Origin of the sequence: Roseibaca sp. Y0-43 (assembly GCF_020667835.1) — a bacterium.
In the GTDB taxonomy this organism is placed as follows: Bacteria; Pseudomonadota; Alphaproteobacteria; order Rhodobacterales; family Rhodobacteraceae; genus Roseinatronobacter.
Genome location: NZ_JAFMPR010000001.1, coordinates 40,114 through 61,098 on the forward strand (window position 1 = coordinate 40,114; position 20,985 = coordinate 61,098).

At 65.3% G+C, this 20,985-nt stretch carries 17 protein-coding genes; 12 read left to right on the forward strand and 5 right to left on the reverse strand.

Features of this window, described 5'->3' with window-relative positions:
• Window positions 1-23: 23 nt before the first annotated feature.
• The 7 genes from J1C52_RS00230 to mutL all read left to right on the forward strand — a co-directional run bounded on the left by J1C52_RS00230 (window position 24) and on the right by mutL (window position 9,069).
• Window positions 24-1,775, forward strand: a complete 1,752-nt coding sequence (locus J1C52_RS00230) for a heparinase II/III family protein (RefSeq protein ID WP_370633213.1) — start codon at window positions 24-26, stop codon at window positions 1,773-1,775.
• A 21-nt stretch (window positions 1,776-1,796) separates the two neighbouring features.
• Window positions 1,797-3,386: a bifunctional phosphoribosylaminoimidazolecarboxamide formyltransferase/IMP cyclohydrolase gene (gene purH / locus J1C52_RS00235; protein WP_227425907.1), complete on the forward strand. Its 1,590-nt coding sequence runs from the start codon at window positions 1,797-1,799 to the stop codon at window positions 3,384-3,386.
• Between the two features lie 9 nt (window positions 3,387-3,395).
• Window positions 3,396-3,887 carry a signal peptidase II gene (gene lspA, locus J1C52_RS00240; RefSeq protein ID WP_227425908.1) on the forward strand — a complete coding sequence of 164 codons (492 nt, stop codon included), beginning with the start codon at window positions 3,396-3,398 and terminating at the stop codon, window positions 3,885-3,887.
• A 74-nt stretch (window positions 3,888-3,961) separates the two neighbouring features.
• A complete protein-coding gene (locus J1C52_RS00245; protein ID WP_227425909.1) occupies window positions 3,962-4,495 on the forward strand; it encodes a DUF3035 domain-containing protein in 534 nt (177 codons plus the stop codon).
• 81 nt (window positions 4,496-4,576) lie between these two features.
• Window positions 4,577-5,908, forward strand: a complete 1,332-nt coding sequence (locus tag J1C52_RS00250) for a M16 family metallopeptidase (protein ID WP_227425910.1) — start codon at window positions 4,577-4,579, stop codon at window positions 5,906-5,908.
• Window positions 5,909-5,910: 2 nt separating this feature from the next.
• The gene (locus J1C52_RS00255) at window positions 5,911-7,209 is read left to right on the forward strand and encodes a M16 family metallopeptidase (protein ID WP_227426281.1); all 1,299 of its coding nucleotides are present in this window, start codon (window positions 5,911-5,913) and stop codon (window positions 7,207-7,209) included.
• A 39-nt stretch (window positions 7,210-7,248) separates the two neighbouring features.
• The gene (mutL, locus tag J1C52_RS00260) at window positions 7,249-9,069 is read left to right on the forward strand and encodes a DNA mismatch repair endonuclease MutL (protein WP_227425911.1); all 1,821 of its coding nucleotides are present in this window, start codon (window positions 7,249-7,251) and stop codon (window positions 9,067-9,069) included.
• 52 nt (window positions 9,070-9,121) lie between these two features.
• On the opposite strand, the gene J1C52_RS00265 is transcribed toward mutL, so the two are convergent.
• The 3 genes from J1C52_RS00265 to J1C52_RS00275 are packed head-to-tail and all read right to left on the reverse strand — an operon-like array spanning window position 9,122 to window position 11,651.
• A complete protein-coding gene (locus J1C52_RS00265; protein ID WP_227426282.1) occupies window positions 9,122-9,892 on the reverse strand; it encodes a LamB/YcsF family protein in 771 nt (256 codons plus the stop codon).
• Window positions 9,889-10,899, reverse strand: coding sequence for a biotin-dependent carboxyltransferase family protein (locus J1C52_RS00270; protein WP_227425912.1), 1,011 nt, complete (start codon window positions 10,897-10,899; stop codon window positions 9,889-9,891). Before J1C52_RS00270 ends, J1C52_RS00265 begins: the two co-directional genes overlap by 4 nt.
• Window positions 10,896-11,651: a 5-oxoprolinase subunit B family protein gene (locus tag J1C52_RS00275; protein ID WP_227425913.1), complete on the reverse strand. Its 756-nt coding sequence runs from the start codon at window positions 11,649-11,651 to the stop codon at window positions 10,896-10,898. Before J1C52_RS00275 ends, J1C52_RS00270 begins: the two co-directional genes overlap by 4 nt.
• 144 nt (window positions 11,652-11,795) lie before the next feature.
• Here J1C52_RS00275 and J1C52_RS00280 point away from each other — a divergent pair, with 144 nt between their 5' ends.
• From J1C52_RS00280 to J1C52_RS00300, 5 genes are all read left to right on the forward strand, one after another.
• Window positions 11,796-12,767 carry a TRAP transporter substrate-binding protein gene (locus J1C52_RS00280; RefSeq protein ID WP_227425914.1) on the forward strand — a complete coding sequence of 324 codons (972 nt, stop codon included), beginning with the start codon at window positions 11,796-11,798 and terminating at the stop codon, window positions 12,765-12,767.
• A 51-nt stretch (window positions 12,768-12,818) separates the two neighbouring features.
• Window positions 12,819-13,376, forward strand: coding sequence for a TRAP transporter small permease (locus J1C52_RS00285; RefSeq protein ID WP_227425915.1), 558 nt, complete (start codon window positions 12,819-12,821; stop codon window positions 13,374-13,376).
• A 1-nt stretch (window position 13,377) separates the two neighbouring features.
• A complete protein-coding gene (locus tag J1C52_RS00290) occupies window positions 13,378-14,682 on the forward strand; it encodes a TRAP transporter large permease (RefSeq protein ID WP_227425916.1) in 1,305 nt (434 codons plus the stop codon).
• Window positions 14,683-14,687: 5 nt separating this feature from the next.
• Entirely contained in the window at window positions 14,688-15,203 is a 516-nt protein-coding gene (locus J1C52_RS00295; RefSeq protein ID WP_227425917.1) for a winged helix DNA-binding protein, read from the forward strand.
• Between the two features lie 72 nt (window positions 15,204-15,275).
• Window positions 15,276-16,016 carry a tellurite resistance TerB family protein gene (locus tag J1C52_RS00300; protein WP_227425918.1) on the forward strand — a complete coding sequence of 247 codons (741 nt, stop codon included), beginning with the start codon at window positions 15,276-15,278 and terminating at the stop codon, window positions 16,014-16,016.
• Window positions 16,017-16,056: 40 nt separating this feature from the next.
• Here the strand turns inward: J1C52_RS00300 and pyc are convergent, their stop codons facing one another.
• A complete protein-coding gene (pyc, locus tag J1C52_RS00305; RefSeq protein ID WP_227425919.1) occupies window positions 16,057-19,503 on the reverse strand; it encodes a pyruvate carboxylase in 3,447 nt (1,148 codons plus the stop codon).
• A gap of 87 nt (window positions 19,504-19,590) precedes the next feature.
• Window positions 19,591-20,754: an alpha-hydroxy acid oxidase gene (locus J1C52_RS00310; RefSeq protein WP_227425920.1), complete on the reverse strand. Its 1,164-nt coding sequence runs from the start codon at window positions 20,752-20,754 to the stop codon at window positions 19,591-19,593.
• Between the last annotated feature and the right edge of the window lie 231 nt (window positions 20,755-20,985).

Genomic DNA, 20,985 nt, shown 5'->3' on the forward strand with positions numbered 1-20,985 from the left:
TGCAGACTGGCACGACAAAGGGCATGGCACAGGTGAGCAGGCCAGCGTCATCGGGAACCGAGCGCGTCAGCGCCATGGACAGGCTGGCCGCGCGCTGGCTGGGGCGGGTGCGCGCGCCCTTGGCCATCACCTCGCAGCCAGAGCCGCGCAGCCTTGGGGTCTTTGCGCGCGGGCAGCAAATGCTGGCGGGCAATTTCCTTGTGGCGGGCGAATTGTTACAGGCGCAAGGCACCGTGCCCTTCGACGCCGCCACGCCAGAAGCGGTGGACGAGTTACAAGGCTTCGCATGGCTGGATCACCTGGCCGCAGTGGGCGACAGGCCGGCGCGCGATCTGGCACAGGCGGGGCTGGCAGACTGGATGCGCCGCTACGGACGCGGCAGTGGGCCAGGCTGGGCACCGGGCATCGCCGGACGGCGGCTGATCCGGCTGATAAGCCACGCGGTGTTCCTGCTGCAAGGCAGCGACGGGCCGGACCAGACGGCGTTCCTGCGGATGCTGGCACATCATGCTACCTACCTGTCCAAGCGCGCCGCCCATGCCGCCCCCGGCCTGCCTCGGATAGAGGCACGCACGGGGCTTTTATACGCGGCCCTGTCGCTGGAAGGCTGGGAAAATCGCGCCTTGGGCGTGGTCACGGCGCTGACCCGCGATTGCGACAGCCAAATCGGGGCGGATGGCGGTCTGGCCACGCGCAACCCCGAGGAACTTCTGGACGTGTTCGAATGCCTTGGCTGGGCGGGGCAATTGCTGGCCGAGAATGGCCAGCCTATCCCCGACGGCTTGGGCGATGTCATGGGCCGGATCGCGGCCGCGCTGCGCTGCCTGCGCCATGCCGATGGTGGTCTGATGCGCTGCCATGGCGGCGGGCGCGGGCGCGAGGGGGCGCTGGCGGCGGCGCTGGCCACGCATGACGCGCTGTCGAACCTGCCGCCCGCCCCTGCGCCCGAGCGGGCGATGGGCTATGTGCGGCTGGCCGCGGGCCGCACCAGCGTGATCGCCGACGCCGCCCCCCCGCCGCTGAAAGCCGCGCCCGGCCGCGCCCATGCCGCGACGCTCGCGTTCGAGCTGACCTCGAACCGCCGCCCGGTGATCGTGTCCTGCGGCGACGGGCGCAGCTTCGGCCCCGAATGGCACCGCGCCAGCCGCGCCACCGCCAGCCATTCCACGCTGGCGCTGGAAGGGTATTCCTCTGCCCGCTTCGGCACCCCCGGCGGGCGGCGGCTGGAACTGACCGACGGGCCGCGCGCGGTCGGTGTCGAGTTTCGGCACACACCCTATGCGCGCGCCGTGGCGCTCAGCCATGACGGCTATGGCGAAAGCCACGGGCTGGAACACCTGCGCTATCTGGACCTGTCGGCGGATGGCCGGGTGCTGTCGGGCGAAGATATCCTGATCGCCACGGGCCGCCCCGCGCAAAAGCGGTTTGACGAGGTGGCCGCGCGCATGGGCGGCGGCATCGCCTATGCGCTGCGCTTCCATCTGCACCCAGAGGTCGAGGCCTCGCTCGACATGAACGGCACCGCCGTGTCGCTGGCGCTGCGCTCGGGCGAGATCTGGGTCATGCGCGCCGAAGGGGCCACATTGGCGCTGGCCCCGTCGGTCTATCTGGAAAAAGGCCGACTGAAGCCGCGCGCGGCACAACAGATTGTGTTGTCCTTGCGCGCAACAAGCTATACCAGCCAGACCAACTGGACTTTGGCCAAGGCGCATGACACGCCGACCGCGTTGCGCGACCATGCGCAGGACGACATCTTGGCCGTGCCCGACCTGTGATGCTGCAAAAGGACTGCCCCGATGACCGACCTTGTTCCACTCAAGCGCGCGCTGATCTCTGTTTCTGACAAGACCGGCCTGATCGACCTTGCCAAGGCGCTGGCCGCGCGCAAGGTGGACCTGATTTCAACCGGGGGCACGGCGCGGGCGCTGCGCGAAGCGGGGCTTGCGGTGCGCGATGTGTCGGACCTGACGGGCTTTCCCGAAATGATGGACGGGCGCGTCAAAACCCTGCACCCCATGGTGCATGGCGGGCTGCTGGCGCTGCGCGACAACGAGGAACATGTCGGTGCGATGCAGGCGCACGGGATCGAGGCGATCGACCTGCTGGTGGTCAACCTGTACCCGTTCGAGGAAACCGTCGCGCGCGGCGCCGACTATGCCGAGGCGATCGAGAATATCGACATCGGCGGCCCGGCGATGATTCGCGCCGCCGCCAAGAACCACGGCTTTGTCAGCGTCGTGACCGACCCCGAAGACTACATCCCCCTGCTGTCGGAACTGGATGCGAACGAGGGCCGCACGCGTATGGCGTTTCGCCAGACGCTCGCGCAGCGCGCCTATGCGCGCACGGCGGCTTATGACGCCGCCGTGTCCACATGGATGGCGGGCGCGATTGCCGACCCCGCGCCGCGCCGCCGGGCCTTTGCCGGAACGCTGGCGCAAACCCTGCGCTATGGCGAGAACCCGCACCAGCAGGCCGCGTTCTACCGCGATGGCAGCGACCGCCCCGGCGTGGCAACTGCCAAGCAGCATCAGGGCAAAGAGCTGAGCTACAACAACATCAACGACACCGATGCGGCGTTCGAGTTGGTGTCGGAATTCCTGCCCGCTGATGGCCCTGCCTGTGCGATCATCAAGCACGCCAACCCCTGCGGCGTGGCGCGCGGCGCAACCTTGGCCGAGGCCTATGGCCGCGCCTATGATTGCGACCGCACATCGGCCTTTGGCGGCATCATCGCGCTGAACACGCGGCTGGATCTGGAAACGGCGAAAGCGATCACCGGCATCTTCACAGAGGTCGTGATCGCACCCGGCGCCGATGACGACGCCATCGCGCATTTCGCCACCAAGAAGAACCTGCGCCTGTTGACCACCAAGGGGCTGGCCAATCCCGGCGCGCCGGGGCTGGCGTTCAAGCAGGTGTCGGGCGGGTTTCTGGTCCAAGACCGCGACAATGGCATGATCGGGCTGGACGATCTGCGCGTTGTCACCAAGCGCGCGCCCTCGGACAAGGAACTGGCCGATATGCTGTTCGCGTGGAAGGTCGCCAAGCACGTCAAGTCGAACGCGATCGTCTACGTCAAGGACCAGGCCACCGTGGGCGTCGGCGCGGGCCAGATGAGCCGGGTCGATTCGACCCGCATCGCCGCGCGCAAATCGCAGGACATGGCCGAAGTGCTGGGGCTGGATGCGCCGCTTACGCAAGGCTCTGTCGTGGCCTCTGACGCGTTCTTCCCCTTCGCCGACGGCCTGCTGACGGCGGCAGAGGCGGGCGCGACTGCGCTGATCCAGCCCGGCGGGTCCATGCGCGATGACGAGGTGATCGCGGCGGCGGATGAAGCTGGCCTTGCCATGGTCTTTACCGGGCAGCGGCACTTCCGGCACTAAGGGGGCGCGATGAAAACGATGATCGGCACCGCCGCGACCATCCTTGTCGCGGATCAGGCAACCAAATGGTATGTGCTGGGCCCGCTTGCGCTGGACCAACGGCTGTTCGTGCCGGTCATCGACCCCTATATCAACTTCGTGATGGCGTGGAATACCGGCATCAATTTCGGCCTGTTCGGGTCCGACACCGGCTGGATGCGCTGGGTGCTGATCGCGGTCGCGCTTGGGATTTGCGCCTTCGTTCTGGTCTGGCTGAAACGCGAAGGCGCGCCGCGCGGAATGCAGATTGCCACCGGCTTGCTGGTGGGCGGCGCAATCGGCAACGTGATCGACCGTATCCGCTTCGGGGCGGTGGCGGATTTCCTGAACATGTCCTGCTGCGGGTTCACCAACCCTTACGCGTTCAACGTGGCCGACATCTCTATCTTCGTGGGGGCGGGCCTGCTGATCCTGTTGTCAGGGCGCGAGGGCAGCGGGACGAAAGGTGCCGCGAAAAAATAGCGCCACGCAGGGGCGTGACGCGGGCGCAGCTTTGCGCTAGACGTATGGCAATTGGGACGTGTGGGGATAGGATGATGGCACTCCGTCAAGGGATCTTTGCGATTGCGGGTTGCGCCGTGCTGGCGCTGGGGGCTTGCTCTGGGTCGGATCAGCCTATCCTGATGCACGCCGCCGCCCAAGACCGCCAGCCCGACGAATTCGGCATTCTGCCCACCAAGCCGCTGGAAATGCCCGACAGCCTGTCCAACCTGCCCGCCCCCAACCCCGGCGGTGCCAACCGGGTGGACCCGCAACCGCGCGCCGACGTGGCCCGCGCGCTTGGCGGCAACCCGGCCCGCGCTGTCGCCGGTGGCGGGGTCGATGGCGGAATCGTCAATTACGCGGGCCGCTTTGGCCGGGCCGACAATATCCGCGCCCAGCTTGCCGCCGAAGACCTGGAGTTCCGCCGCGACAATGACGGCCGCCTGCTGGAGCGGTTGTTCGCGGTCAATGTGTATCACAACGCCTATCAGCGCATGTGGCTGGACAAATACGCCGAACTGGAACGCTGGCGCCGCGCGGGCGCGCAAACGCCCAGCGCCCCGCCCGAAGGGCAGCAGGCAGAGTAAAGCACGCTCACTTTCGCGTATCCGGGCTTGAACATGGCCCAAAGCACAGTAGCTTTGCCCTATCCGCTAGAGGAGAGGGCGATGCGATTTTTCCTTGCAGCATTTGGCCTTGCCATGGCCATGTCGGGCGCGGCATGGGCACAGACCGTCACGCATGACCGTCTGGACAACGGGATGGAGGTGGTTGTCATCGAAGACCGCCGCGCCCCCGTCGCCGTGCACATGGTCTGGTATCGGGTGGGCGCGGCAGACGAACCCACCCTTCAATCGGGCATCGCGCATTATCTGGAACACCTGATGTTCAAGGGCACTGACGAGCTTGAACCGGGCGAGTTTTCCGCCGTGGTCGAGGCCAATGGCGGGCGCGACAACGCGTTTACGTCTTGGGATTACACCGGCTATTTCCAGCGTGTCGCCGCCGACCGTCTGGGCCTGATGATGCAGATGGAAGCCGACCGCATGACCGACCTGACGCTGTCGGAAGAGGAATGGCGGCCCGAGCGTGACGTCATCCTCAACGAACGCGGTCAGGTGGTCGAAAGCCAACCGGGCCGCGTGTTCAACGAAGCGATGCTGGCCGCCCTTTACAAGGCGCACCCCTACGGGACCCCCATCATCGGCTGGCGGCACGAGATGGAAACCCTCGATGGCGACAAGGCCAAGGCGTTCTACCGCCAGCATTACGCGCCCAACAACGCCATTCTGGTGGTCGCGGGCGATGTCAGCTTTGACGAGGTGATGGAACTTGCCCGCACCCATTACGGCCCCATTCCCGCCAATCCCGACCTTGCCCCGCAACAGCGCCCGATGGAGCCGCCGCATCTGGCCGAACGCCGCCTGACCATGGAAGATGCCCGCGTTGGCACCCCCTATGTCAGCCGCATGTATCTGGCCCCGACCCGGCATGACACCGAACAGGCAGCAGCCCTTCAGATGCTGGCGGCCATCTTGGGCGGTAGCCCGACCACATCGGTGCTGGAACGCAAGCTGAATTTCGAGCAGGGCGTGGCGCTGTCGGAATGGGCCAATTACAGCGGCATGTCGCGCGATTACGGCATGTTCAGCATCGGGATCGCGCCGGTCGAGGGCGTCTCTTTGGAGGACGCCGAAGCGGCCTTGGACGAAGCCATCGCAAGTTTCATTCGTGACGGTGTGGACCCAGAGCAATTCGACCGCGTCCGCCATCAGATCCGCGCGTCGGAAATCTATGCGCTCGACGATATGCAGGGCCGCGCGCGGCAATATGGCGTGGGCCTGTCCATCGGGCTGAGCGTGCCAGAGATCGAGGGCTGGATCGACGCGCTCGACGCCGTGACGCCCGACCAGGTGGTCGAGGCCGCGAACCTGCTTCTGGACCGTCGCAGCTCTGTCACCGGCTACCTGACCCGCCCCGATACAGAGGTCGTGAACTGATGATGATGCGTAGTCTTGTTGCCCTGTTCCTGCTGGTCGCAGCCCCCCTGCGCGCCGAGGTGGACATCACCCCCGTCACCACCCAATCCGGGCTGGACGCGTGGCTGGTCGAGGAACGCTCGATCCCTTTCATCGCGGTGGACCTGATCTTTGAGGGTGGTGCCACGCTCGACCCCGAAAGCGCCCTTGGTGCGACCGCGCTGATGGCGGCACTTCTGAACGAAGGCGCGGGCGAGATGGATGCCCAAAGCTTCGCAATCGCAACCGAAGAACTTGCCGCGCGCTTCAGTTTCGACGCGGGGCGCGACACGGTCAGTGTCTCGGCGCAGTTCCTGACGGAAAGCGCGCCAGAGGCGATTGCGCTTCTGAACACCGCCCTGACCCAGCCGCGCTTTGACGCGGACGCGCTGGAACGGGTGCGCGCGCAGATGGTCGCCAGCCTGCGCCGCGACGCGCTGGACCCCAACAGCATTGCCAGCCGCGCCTTTGCAGAGGCCGCCTATCCCGGCCACCCCTATGCCCGCCCGTCCGAAGGCACGCCCGAAAGCGTGGCAGCCCTGACCCGCGACGATCTGATCGCGGCTCATCAGGGGACGATCGCCCGCGACCGCGTGCATATCGGTGTGGCGGGTGACATAGATGCCGCGACCCTCGCGCCGCTCTTGGATGCGCTATTCGAAGGCGTGCCAGAGGCCGGCGCGCCCATTCCGGGCCGGGCCGAATTCGCCGCAGAGCCGGGCATCACCCGGGTGCCGTTCGAGGGGCCGCAATCCGTGATCGCCTTCGGGCATCGTGGCATTCCCCGCGACGATCCCGATTTCACGACCGCCTTCGTGGTCAATGAAATCGTCGGCGGCGGGCGCTTCGGCACGCGGCTGATGTCCGAGTTGCGCGAAGAACGCGGGCTGACCTATGGGGTTGGCGCGTTTCTGGCATCCGGGTTCCTAGGCGAAAGCTATCAGGGGCGCTTGTCGGCCAGCAATGCCGATGTCGGTCAAGTCATCGAGCTGATCCGCGCAGAGTGGGAAAAGCTGGTGACTGACGGCGTGACAGAGGAAGAGCTTGCGCGCATCAAGACCTACCTGACCGGTGCCTATCCGTTGCGGTTCGACGGCAACGGCGCGATTGCGGGGATCATGGCCTCTATGCAGTTTCAGGGGTTTGATATTGATTACGTCAATATCCGCAACGACCTGATCGACGCCGTGACGCTGGAAGAGGCGAACGCGGTGGCGCAGCGCCTGTATCAGCCCGATGCGCTGCGCTTCGTGATCGTCGGCCAGCCCGAAGGCATAAACTAAGCTTGGCAGCCATCGGGGCCACATGCTACACCTAGTAGCATGAACAAGCCCGACCGCAATATAAGGCCTGAAATCCGTCAGTTAGACGAAGCCGCCGTGAATCGCATCGCGGCGGGAGAGGTGGTTGAGCGCCCCGCCTCTGCGGTCAAGGAACTGGTGGAAAACGCGCTCGATGCCGGGGCCACGCGGGTAGAGGTGGCCTATGCCGATGGTGGCAAAACCCTGATCCGGGTGCGGGACGATGGCTGCGGCATGGCGGGCGATGACCTGCCACTTGCACTTTCCCGACATGCGACCAGCAAAATCGACGGGTCTGACCTGTTGAACATACACTCTTTCGGCTTTCGGGGCGAAGCGCTGCCTTCGCTTGGGGCCGTGGGCCGCCTGCGCATCGTCAGCCGCGCAGCCGGGGCCGAGGGCGCGTCCATCACGGTCGATGGCGGGCGCATGGCCCCGGTCCGGCCAGAGGCCGCGCAATTCGGCACGGTGGTGGAACTGCGCGACCTGTTCCATGCCACGCCCGCACGCCTGAAATTCATGCGCTCGGACCGGGCCGAGGCGCAGGCAATTGCCGACACCGTCAAGCGGCTGGCAATGGCAGAGCCTTATGTCAGCTTCACGCTGTCTGACATTTCCGGCGGCGACGCGCGCGAAATCCTGCGTCTGGACGCCGCCCAAGGCGCGTTATTCGACGCATTGGAAGACCGTTTGGCCGCAATCCTTGGCCGCGAGTTCACAGAAAACGCCCTGCGCATCGACGCCGAACGCGAGGGCTTGCGCCTGTCGGGTCTGGCCGCGCTGCCGACCTATTCGCGCGGGGCCGCGGTCGCGCAATACCTGTTCGTCAATGGCCGCCCCGTGCGCGACAAGATGCTGCTGGGTGCCCTGCGCGCCGCTTATATGGATGTGCTGTCGCGCGACCGCCACCCGGTCGCGGCGCTGTTCATCACCTGCAACCCGGAACTGGTGGATGTGAACGTGCACCCCGCGAAATCGGAAGTGCGCTTCCGCGATCCGGGGCTGGCGCGCGGGCTGGTCGTCAGCGGCTTGCGCCATGCGCTCGCAGGCGCGGGCCACCGTGCAAGCAGCACCAACACCGGCGCCATGCTGGGCGCGTTCCAGCCCGCGCCCGCACGTGCCTACCAGATGGACCGCCCGTCAGGGGCTGCCCGCGCGACTGCCTACCAGTTGCAAGCGCCGCAAGGCATGGCCGAAAGCGCGGCGCTCTGGCCAAGCACACCGTCCGCCCGCGCAGAAACGCCCGCCCCCGCCCCGGATGACGCGCCCCTGGGGGCCGCGCGCGCGCAACTGCACGAGAATTACATCGTCGCGCAAACCGCGCGCGGCATTGTCATCGTCGACCAGCACGCCGCGCATGAGCGCTTGGTTTATGAAAAGCTGAAGCGTCTGCGCGCGGAAAACGGCGTGCCCTCGCAAGCGCTGCTCATCCCGGAAATCGTGGAATTGTCAGCGGGGGACGCGGGCGCGCTTTTGGACATCGCGCCGCAATTGGCTGCGCTGGGGCTGGTAGTAGAACCCTTTGGCGGCGGTGCGGTCGTGGTGCGCGAAACGCCCGCCATCTTGGGCACCGTCAATGCAAGCGCGCTGATCCGCGACATTCTGGACGAATTGGCCGATCAGGGCACATCGCAAGGGCTGGAGGCGCGCATCGACGCGGTTCTGTCGCGCATGGCCTGCCACGGATCGGTGCGCTCTGGCCGCCAGATGCGCCCGGATGAGATGAACGCCCTTCTGCGCGAGATGGAAGCAACGCCCCATTCGGGTCAGTGCAACCACGGGCGGCCCACCTATGTGGAACTGTCGCTTGCCGATATAGAGAAGCTGTTCGGGCGGCGTTGAAGCAATCTCAGAAAAGTTGACAGGCTTTTTCGGTTCGAGATTGCGTCAGGATTCATTCGCGGCTGCCGTCGAATTGCGCCAGCGTCACACCCGCATGTTCCAGCGTTTCCCGCAGCTTGCGCGCGGTTGCGACCGCCGACGGCCCGTCGCCATGCAGGCAGATCGTGTCAATCCGCGCGGGCAGATGGGTGCCTTTGGCGGTGATGATCGCGCCCGCCTGCACCATGGCCAGCACGCGCGCAGCCATGGCGTCGGGGTCATGCAGCACCGCGCCGGGCAGACGGCGATCCATCAAAAGCCCCTCTTCGGTATAGGCACGGTCGGCGAAAATCTCGCAGGCGATGCGGGCGTTTAGCGCCCGCGCCGCGCGCTCTTGCGCGGTGCCGGAAATGACCATGAGGATCAGGTCAGGGTCCACCGACAGCGCACCCTCATAGCAGGCGCGGGCAAGCCCCTCATCCTCTGCGGCCATATTTGCAATCGCGCCGTGCAGTTTCAGATGCCGCACATGCCCCCCTGCCGCGCGCGCCATGGCTTGCGCCGCGCCCAGTTGGTAGGCGGTCAGGTTGCGCGCGGCGTCGTGCGAGATGTCCATCCGCCGCCGCCCGAAGCCTTGCAGGTCAGGCAGGCCCGGATGCGCGCCGATGCCCACACCGTTGCGCGCGGCCAGTGCCATCGCGCCCGCCATCACATCGGGGTCGCCCGCATGAAACCCGCAGGCGATATTGGCCGAGGTGATGATGTCCAGAAGCTCGGTATCCGCGCCCATCGGCCATGGCCCGAAGCTTTCGCCCATATCAGCATTCAGATCGACACGCATCAGCACTCCTCCAGTTCGTTGCCAGCCGTCACGCCGCTGACCAGTTGATAGCGCAGCAGATCGGGGATGTCGCGCGGGTCGCGCAGCAGGGGTTGCAGGCTGCGTGACAGGCCCGCGCGGCGCTTGGCCTCTGCCCGTTCCAGCGCCGCCGCTTCGTCGAGCGGGATGAACCGCGCGCGAAACACCGTGCCCGGCCCCGCACGCAAGAGCTTGGGCAGATCGGCGGGCAGAACGGTGCCGATGCGCGGGTAGCCGCCCGTGGTCTGGCATTCCGACAGCAGCACATAGGGCATTCCGTCGCCCGTGATCTGCACGTCACCCGGCACGATGGTTTCAGACAGGATGCTGAGGCCGGTCTCGGTCGCAAACCCCTCGCCCTCTGGCACCAGGCGTTGCCCCATGCGATTGCCGCGCGCGTCTTTGGTAAGCGGCGTCGCTTCCAGCCGCGCCAGCGCCGCATCGCCAAAAAGCGCGGTTTGCAGGCTGGGGACAAGGCGCAATGTCGTGTCGAGCGCAGCCGCAGGCAGGCAGAGGCCCGTGCGGTGGCCCGTGTCGGGGCCGACCGCAATCGTGTCGCCCGTTTGCACCGCTTGGCCAAGGCCCGCCGCCAAATGCGCGCCGCGGGCCCCCATTTGCACAGGCGCGTCCAGCCCGCCGCCCAGATGCACATAGCCAAAGCCCCCGCGCGAGGGCGAAATTTTCAGCACAGCACCCTTTGGCAAGGCATGGCTTGCGCCCCAGACCAAGGGCGCCCCATCCAGCGTGGCGCGCATGTCGGCACCCGTCAGGGCCACGCGCATGTCGTCAGAGGCCGACAGCGTGATCGCACCGCCCGCCAGTTCCAGCACAGCAAGGTCATCGGACTGGCCCAGAAGCGCGGCCCCTTCGGCCAGCGCCAACAGATCCGCCGCCCCGCCGCGCGACAGGCCTTGAGCCAAATAGCCCGGTCGCCCCTTGTCCTGCACGCTCACACCGGGGCTGGCCGCGTGAATGGTGATGGCGCGGGTCATGTCAGCGCCTCAGCCACGGCACCGCCATCGGGGCTCTTGCGCAAACGGTCCAGATCGTGGGCCTCGTGGAACAGAACCTCGTCACCGGGGCGTAGCAAGAACGGATCATCCGCTTCAGGCCGGAACAGCCGCAACCCAGTCTGCCCGATATGTCGCCAGCCGGTGGGGGTGCCCACGGAAAACACGATCAACTGGCGGATCGCCACCACAAGCGCCGCTTCGGGCACATGCGGGGTCAGGCCCGTCTGGCGCGGAATGTCCCAGTTTTGCGGCAGTTGGCCCAGATAGGGTTGGCCGGGGGCAAAGCCGATGGTCTGCACCCGAACAGGCTGGGCGCAGAGCGTGGCTATGGCATCTTCGACCGACTGGCCCGCCAGCTTTGCCGCCTCCGCCAGTTGCGGGCCGTGATCGCCGCCGAACACGACCGGCACACGCCACAAGCGCCGCCCCTCCGGCAAGGGCGCATCATACCAGTCGCGACTGGCCAGCAGGGTGTCCAGCCGGGCGCGCAAGCTGTCATGGTCGCAAGCGGCCAGATCAAAGCGCAGAAAGGCCGACACAAGCGAGGTCGCGCATTCCGCCACACCGGGCCAGCTTTCACGTTCCAGCGCCGCGCGAAAGGCAAGTGCCGCGCGATTCGCCCGCTCGTCCAATTGGCCCGCAAAACTGACCAGAAACCCGTCCACGCCCACGGTGCGAATGGCCGGAAAGCCTGCACTGGAGGTGGATTCGATCTGGGGCGTGCCCGTCATGGCTTGGTCCTTTTGCCTGATTTCTTGGCAATTTCGCTGCTTTCCCACAGCTCATATCAAAAACGTTGACAAAATGTAGATGTATTGTCAACGTTTCTTCATGCAGCGGCAAAAGCTGCCACATCAATCAACAGGGGGTCCATCATGACCATTCGTTTCACCACCGCCGCCGCGTTCTTCGCGCTGGCCACCGCACCCGCGCTTGCCCAGACCGCGTGGGACATGCCCACGCCCTATGGCGACAGCGTCTTTCACACCCAGAACATCATGACCTTTGCCGATGACGTGCGCGAAGCCACCGGCGGCAGCGTCGATATTACCGTACATTCCGCAGGATCACTGTTCGCGCATGGGCAGATCAAGGATTCGGTGCGCCGGGGGCTGGCCCCGATTGGCGAGATCCTGATGTCGCAGCTTGTGAACGAAAACCCCGTCTTCGGGCTGGACAGCATTCCTTTCCTTGCCGCGAGCTACGATGAAGCGGCAGAGCTTTGGGCCGCCTCGCGCGATGATGTGTCGGCGGCGCTGGCAGAGCAGGGTCTGACGCTTCTCTTCTCGGTTCCGTGGCCGGGCCAGTCGCTTTACCTGCGCGAGGAAGTGACCGACCCCGCGCAGCTGCAAGGCATCAGCTTCCGCGCCTATAACTCTGCGACCGAACGCATGGCCCAGCTTCTGGACATGGTGCCCACGCAGGTGGAAGCGGGCGATATTCCGACCGCCTTCAGCACGGGCCGGATTGCGGGGATGATTACCTCGCCCTCGACCGGGGTTTCGTCGCAAGCATGGGATTACACCAGCCACTATATCGACACGCAGGCATGGCTGCCCAAGAACATGGTTTTCGTGAACACGAGCGCGTTCGAGGCACTTAGCGCCGACGAACAAGCCGCCATCCTTGCCGCCGCAGAGGCCGCAGAGGCGCGCGGCTGGGAAATGTCGGCTGCCGAGACCGCCGAGAAAATCGCCGGGCTGGAAGCGGGCGGCATGATGGTGATGCAACCATCGGACGCGCTGTCGGCCAAGCTGGCAGAGGTGGGCGAGGTGATGATCGGCGAATGGCTGGCAACCGCCGGCGACGCGGGCGCGGCCATCGTCGCGCGCTACCAGGGCGAATAAGCCATACCGGGCAGGGCCGAGCGCCCTGCCCTTTTCTTATCCGGAGGTGTCATGCTGCGCCGCGTGCTCGACCTGATCTATGGCACGGCCCTTGGGGCGGCGTGTCTGGCCATGATCGCGATTGCCGTCATGGTATTCCTGCAAATCCTTGGCCGCCTCATTGACCGCGCGCTGATCCTGTCGGGCGCGGACCCTTTGGGGTTGGCCATTCCGTCGCTGTCGGATTTCGGCGGCTTCCTGTTCGTGGCGGCCGCCACGCTTGCCCTGCCCGCCACATTGCGCGCGGCGGGTCATGTGCGCGTCACGCTGGCGCTGGCACTGTTCGGCCCGCGCATAGGGGCGGTGCTGACGGTGGCGGTGCTGGCCATCGGCTTGGGGCTTGCGGGCTTCGCCGCGTGGCATTCCGCCATGCAGATGTGGGATTCGCTCAGCTTCAACACGGTGTCCTTCGGCATGGTCAAGGTGCCCTTGTGGATACCGCAGGCCGTGATGACCTTGGGCTTCGGGTTGCTCGCCTTGGCGGTGCTGGATGAATTGCTGACCGCACTCAGCGGCCGAACCCCCGCCTTCCGGCTGGCAGAGGCCAAGCGCAGCGAAGGGGGGCACTGACATGGATATCATGACGCTGTCGATCATCCTTGTGATCGTGCTGTTCGGGCTACTTCTGTCGGGCCTTTGGGTGGGCTTTTCGCTGATGGCCGTGGCGCTGGTGGCGATGGAGCTGACGCGCCCCGGCTTGGCGGGCGCGGTGTTCGCGACCAAGGTCTGGGGATCGTTGAACATCTGGGATTTGACCGCGCTTCCGATGTTCATCTGGATGGGGGAAATCCTGTTCCGCTCGCGCCTGTCGTCGGACCTGTTTCGTGGGCTGGCCCCGTTTACCCGCCGCTTGCCCGGTGGCTTGCTGCACGCCAATATCATGGGCTGCGCTTTGTTCGCCGCCGTGTCGGGGTCGTCTGCTGCCACCACCGCCACGGTGGGCCGCATGTCGCTGCCGGAACTGAAATCGCGCGGCTATGATGCGAATATCGCCATTGGCACGCTGGCGGGCGCGGGCACCTTCGGCTTCCTGATCCCGCCTTCGATTATTCTAATTGTTTACGGTGCCGCGACAGAGCAATCCATCGCCCGGCTGTTTTTGGCGGGGGTTCTGCCGGGGCTGATGCTGGCGGCGCTGTTCGCGGGTTATGTCATGATCTGGGCGCTGATGAACCGCGACCGGATGCCCGCCCCCGACCCCGCGCCCACATGGGCCGAACGGTGGGATGCGATCCGCGCACTGGGGCCGACGGTTGCGCTTATCGTGGCCGTCATCGGGTCGATCTATGCAGGCCTTGCCTCGCCCACGGAAGCGGCGGTCATCGGCGTGGTCGGCGCGCTGCTGATTTCCGGCCTGACAGGCGGGCTGGACATGGAAAGCGCGAAAGCCAGCATCACGGGCGCCGCGATCACCACCTGCATGATCGCCTTCATCCTTGCGGGCGCGTCGTTTCTGACGGTTGCGATGGGCTACACCGGCATTCCGCGCCAGCTTGCGGCATGGATCGGCGAGCAAGGTTATTCGCAATACGCGCTTCTGTCGGCGCTGCTTGTGTTCTTCATCGTGCTGGGTTTTTTCCTTGATGGTATTTCCATCGTGGTGCTGACCACATCGGTCATATTGCCCATGGTCATGGCCGCAGGCATAGACCCCATCTGGTTCGGCGTGTTCCTTGTGCTGGTCGTGGAAATGAGCCAGATCACCCCGCCCGTGGGCTTTAACCTGTTCGTGTTGCAATCCATCACCGGGCGCGGCATCTTTCAAATTGCCCGCATGGCGCTGCCGTTTTTCCTGATTTTGGTGCTTGCGACTGCCATTTTGTCAATATTCCCGGAGATTGCCCTGTGGCTGCCGAACACGATGCTGAACCGATAAAACGCGTGGCCATCCCCGATATCGGCCCGGTCGTCAGCTCGGCGCATCTGGCCAAGTCGTCGCTGCCGGCGCTGTCAGAGGTCGAGTTCGCCCTGACCATGGCGAACAACGCCTATCACCGCTGGATGATGCGCTGCATGACCGCCGCCGGAATGCCGGGGCTGTCCCCGTTGGAAATATTGATCGTGCATCTGGTAAACCACCGCGACCGCGCAAAGACCTTGGCCGATATTTGCCTTGTGCTGAATGTCGAAGACACGCATCTGGCCAATTACGCCATCAAGAAGCTGGACGGGCACGGGCTGGTCAAGGTGGGGCGCAAGGGCAAGGAAAAGACCATCGCGATCACCGAGAAAGGCGCGGATCTGTGCAAGCGCTACGGCGAAATCCGCGAGGCGCTGGTCGTGCGCGCGGCGCGCCAACTGGGCCATGACCCGGCAGACATCAGCCGGGTCGCGGCGCTTTTGCGCACGCTGTCGGGGGCCTATGACCAAGCGGCGCGCGCGGCGGCGGCGCTCTGACAGGTTTGTGGCTTGAACCCGCGCGCGGGCTTCCCATCTGCTATGGGTATTCCACCGCAAAAAGGGTTGCCGATGTTCGACGCGAAAAAACTTCTCGATCAGGTCATGGGGGCCGCACAAAGCGGCGATCTGGGGCAGTTGGGTAGCCAGCTAGGCCTTGGCGGCGGACAGGCGCAGAGCAATCCCGCGCAGACCCAAACCGGCATGAACGCGGGCCAGTTGGCCACGGGCGCGCTGGCGGGTGGGGTTCTGGGCCTGCTGATCGGCAACAAGAAAACCCGCAAGATGCTGGGCAAAGGTGCGGGCACGGCGCTGAAAGTGGGCGGTCTGGCCGCCGTCGCGGGGCTGGCCTACACCGCCTACAAACGCCACCAGACGGGCCAAGCCGCCCCTGCCCCGCAACAGGTGCAATTGCCCCCCGCCGATAGCGGCTTTGCCCCCGAACAGGCGCAGGGTGGCGCGAACAATCTGGCGCAAGGCGTGCTGGTTGCGATGATCCAGGCCGCAAAGGCCGACGGCCATATCGACGCTGACGAACATGCCCGCATCTTCGGCCATCTGGACAGTCTGGGGCTGGATTCAGAGGCCAAGGCCTTTGTCATGGACGAGCTGGGCGCGCCCTTGGACATGACCCGCGTGACCGCCCATGCCACAAGCCCCGAAGTCGCGGCAGAGCTTTACGCCGCCTCGCTTCTGGCAATGGACCCCGACACGCCCGAAGAACGCGCCTATCTGAACCGCTTGGCACAAGCCTTGGGGCTGGAGGCCGGGCTGGCGGCCGAGTTGGAAAAAGCCGTCGCGGAAACCCGCTAGGAATAAGCGGCGGGCGGCAAAAACCGCCCGCCGCAACACGTTACTCTTCGAATTCGATCAACAGGTCTTTTGCCTCGATCTGCGCACCGGGCTGAACGTGGACGGCCTTGATGACCGCGTCACGTTCGGCATGAAGGCCGGTTTCCATCTTCATCGCCTCGATCGTCAGCAGCAGATCGCCCGCTTTCACGCTGGCACCCGCCTTGGCGGCAACGCTCGCGACAGCCCCCGGCATCGGCGCGCCGACATGGGCGGCATTGGCCGGGTCGGCCTTCAGGCGTTGCGCGGTCTTGGCCTTGACCTCGCGGTTGGGCACGCGAATGGTGCGCGGCTGGCCGTTCAGCTCGAAGAAGACCTTCACCTCGCCATCATCACCGGTTTCGCCCACGGTAATCAGCCGCACTTCCAGCGTCTTGCCGGGGTCGATTTCGGCGCTGATCTCTTCGCCCGGTTCCATCCCGTAGAAGAAGGTGCGCGTGGGCAGGGTGCGGACCGGGCCATAGACGCGGTGGCGGCCCATGTAGTCAAGGAACACCTTGGGATACATCAGGTAGCCATTCAGGTCTTCGTCATCGACCTTGAAGCCGTCCAGATCCTCGATCAGTTGCGCGCGCACGGCTTCCAGATCGACCGGGGCAAGGTGCTTGCCGGGGCGGTCGGTGATCGGTTGCTCGTCCTTCAGCACCTTGCGCTGAATGCCCTCGGGCCAGCCACCCGGCGGTTGACCCAGATTGCCCTTCATCATGTCCACGACGGAATCGGGGAAGCTGACATCCTTGGCCGGGTTTTCGACATCGGCGCGGGTCAGGCCTTGGCTGACCATCATCAGCGCCATGTCGCCCACCACCTTCGACGATGGCGTGACCTTCACGATGTCGCCGAACATCTTGTTCACATCGGCATAGGTTTGCGCGACCTCTGGCCAGCGTTCTTCCAAGCCCAGCGACCGGGCCTGGGTTTTCAGGTTGGTGAACTGGCCACCGGGCATTTCGTGTAGATACACCTCGGAGGACGGGGCCTGCTGCGCGCTCTCGAACGCGGCGTATTGCAGACGGACCTGTTCCCAATAATCCGAGATCTTGCGGATCGCGGCCATATCCAGCCCGGTGTCGCGCTCGGTGAAGCGCAGCGCCTCGACGATAGAGCCAAGCGTCGGCTGGCTGGTATTACCCGAGAACGCATCCATCGCGGCATCCGCGGCATCGACCCCGGCTTCGGCGGCGGCCAGAATGGTCGCGCCGGCAATGCCGCCGGTGTCATGCGTGTGGAAATGGATGGGCAGGCCCACCTCTTCCTTCAGCGCCTTGATGAGGATGCTGGCAGAAGCCGGTTTCAACAGGCCCGCCATGTCCTTCAGGCCCAGCACATGCGCGCCCGCGTCGCGCAGCGCCTTGCCCATATCGACATAGTATTTCAGGTCGTATTTGGCGCGGTCGGGGTTCAGGATGTCGCCGGTGTAGCAAATCGCGGCTTCGCAAACCTTGTTCGTTTCGATCACCGCATCCATCGCGACGCGCATGTTCTCGACCCAGTTCAGGCTGTCGAACACGCGGAACACATCGACCCCGCTGGTGGCCGCCTGTTTCACGAAGGCTTGCACCACGTTGTCGGGGTAGTTGGTATAGCCCACCCCGTTCGAAGCGCGCAAAAGCATCTGCGTCATCAGGTTGGGCATGGCCGCGCGCAGGTCGCGCAGGCGCTGCCACGGGCATTCCTGCAAGAAGCGATAGGCCACGTCGAAGGTCGCGCCACCCCAGCATTCCATGCTGAACAGGCTGGGCATCATATGCGCATAGGCGGGGGCAACCCGGATCATGTCAATAGACCGCATCCGCGTGGCCAGCAAAGACTGGTGCCCGTCGCGCATGGTGGTGTCGGTCAAAAGCAGTTTCTTCTGCGCCGCCATCCAGTCGGCTACGGCCTGCGGCCCTTCTTCGTCCAGTATCTGGCGGGTGCCGCGTGGCGGCGCGTCAGTAGGCACTTTCGGCGCAACCGGGTCTTTCAGGCCCGCCGGCGGCTTGGCGCGGCCCGCTGTTTCCGGGTGCCCGTTGACGGTGATGTCCGCGATATAGGTCAGAACCTTGGTGCCCCGGTCGCGGCGCTTGCGGAAGTTGAACAGCTCTTCCGTCGTGTCGATGAACTTGGTCGTATAGGTGTTGTCCAAGAAGGTCGGGTGTTTCAGCAGGTTCTCGACAAAGGCGATATTGGTGCTGACCCCGCGAATACGGAATTCGCGCAAGGCGCGGTCCATCCGCGCGATGGATTCCTCTGGTGTCGGCGCCCATGCGGTGATCTTGACCAGAAGCGAGTCGTAATACCGCGTGATGACCCCGCCCGCATAGGCGGTGCCGCCATCCAGACGAATGCCCATCCCGGTGGCAGAGCGATAGGCGGTCAGGCGGCCATAATCGGGGATGAAGTTGTTCAGCGGGTCTTCGGTCGTGATACGGCACTGCACCGCGTGGCCCGACAGCGTGACATCACCTTGAGACGGCGTGCCCGTTGCATCCGACAGCGTGGCCCCTTCGGCAATGCGTATCTGCGCTTTCACGATGTCGATGCCCGTCACCTCTTCGGTAACGGTGTGTTCCACCTGAACGCGGGGATTCACCTCGATGAAGTAGAATTTCTCATCGTCCATATCCATCAGGAATTCGACGGTGCCGGCGTTCTGGTAGCCCACGGCGCGGCCGATTTTCAGGCCAAGCTCGCAGACCTCGGCGCGTTGTGCTTCGGACAGATACGGGGCTGGCGCGCGCTCGACCACCTTTTGGTTGCGGCGCTGCACGGTGCAGTCCCGCTCAAACAGGTGATACAGGTTGCCATGCGTGTCGCCCAGAAGCTGCACTTCCACATGGCGGGCGCGCTGGATCATCTTCTCCAGATAGCCTTCGCCATTGCCGAAAGCGGCCTCGGCCTCGCGCCGGCCCTCACGGACCTTCGCCTCGACCTCGTCTTCCGAGAAGATCGGGCGCATCCCGCGACCGCCGCCGCCATGGCTGGCCTTCAGCATCAGCGGAAAGCCCACCTCGCGCGCCATGGCCTTGACGGCCTCCATGTCGTCGCCCAGCACTTCGGTTGCGGGGATAACGGGCACGCCCGCTTCGATGGCGACCTTGCGTGCACTGGCCTTGTCGCCAAGCGCCCGCATGGTTTCGGCCTTGGGGCCGATAAAGGTGATCCCGTTGGCCGCGCAGGCATCGACCAGCGCCGGGTTTTCCGACAGCAGGCCATAGCCCGGATGCACCGCGTCCGCCCCGCTGGCCTTGGCCACGCGAATGATCTCGTCGATCGAGAGATAGGCCGCGACCGGCCCCAACCCTTCGCCGATGCGATACGCCTCATCCGCCTTGAAGCGGTGCAGGCCCAGCTTATCTTCTTCGGCATAGACCGCGACGGTGCGTTTGCCCAATTCATTGGCAGCGCGCATTATGCGGATTGCGATTTCGCCACGGTTGGCGACGAGGATCTTCTTGAACTCGGCCATTTCGGTCCTTTCAGGAGAGGTATGGCTAATTTTATTGCCCGTTTTAGACAGATTATTGCGCGCAGGTAAAGCGCCTGTGAGGTTTTGTTACATTTGGTCGCGGGCAACCCCCTCTGCCACCAGTTGCGACGCGGCCTGATCGGGACGGGTCAGGCCCATCTGTATCATATTCGCGATCAGGTCGTCGCGCAGGATTTGGGCCAGGTGCCCGGCCCCGCGCGGGCCAAGCGCGCCAAGGGCATAATGCCAGCCCCGGCCCAGCATGGTGAAATCCGCCCCCATCGCCAAGGCGCGCAGCACATCCAGCCCCGAGTCCACGCCGCCGTCATAGATTAGCGGCATATCCGGCCCCAGCGCCGCGCGGATCTCGCGCAAAGCGGACAGCGATGCAGCCGCGCCGTCGAATTGCCGCCCGCCATGGTTCGACACCCAAAGCGCATCGGCCCCTGCCTCTCGCAGGCGCGGCGCATCGGCGGCATCCATCACGCCCTTGATGACCAAGGGACCATCCCACAGCTTGCGCACCGCGTGCAGATAGTCCCAATCCGGGGCCGCGCGCAGCAAATAGCCCGGATGCGCGGTCGAGGGCGCGTTGCCGTCGAGTTTGAGATACTCCTCCATCAGCCGCAGCCTTGGCGTGCCCGCCCTGAGCGTTCCAAGCGCCCAAGACGGGCGCTGCGCCACCTGCCACAACATCGACGGTGTCAGCTTTGGCGGGATTGCAAGCTGCGCGCGAAGCTGGCGCTCGCGCCGCGACGGGCCCGGCAGATCGACCGTCAGCACCAGCACCCGAAAGCCCGCTTTGCGCGCACGGTCCAGAATATCGGCACGGATGACGGGGTCTTTGGGCGGGTAAAGCTGGAACCAGCCCATATCGCCCGCGATAGGACCAATCGTTTCCGGAAGTTGCGTGGCGACGGTGCTGAGCGTGTAGGGAATGCGCGTGGCTTGCGCCATACCGGCCAGCGCCGCCTCTGCCCCCGGCCAGATCAGCCCGGACATGCCCACCGGGGCCACGCCCACGGGCATGGCATAGTCGGTGCCCAGAAATCGCGTGGACAGGTCCGGGGTGACGGGGCCGCGCAGGATGGCGGGTCGAAACAGCACCCGCTCCAGCGCCGCCCGGTTGCGCGGCTTGACGGATTCGCTGCCGGTGGCGCTGTCCAGATATTCCCAGACGAACCACGGCACACGCCGCTTGCAGGCGGCTTTCAGGTCAGACACCGCAGGATAACGCAGGCTTGGGTCCATGCGCGGCATAGAACGCGGAACAGGGGTGATTGTAAACGGGTGTCTGCGTCAGTCTTGCGCCGCCGCGCAATCGGCGGGCCGGGGACTGCCGATCTGTCGTTTGAGTAATGCACTTTATGGCAGCCAAATCCGAAAAACAGACGCGCAGCGTGGCTTGGCTGGCAAATCGGCAGGCCGCGGGACGGCCCGCCGATTGCGCGGCGGCGCGTTCCGCGCCTTTGCTCCGCGCAG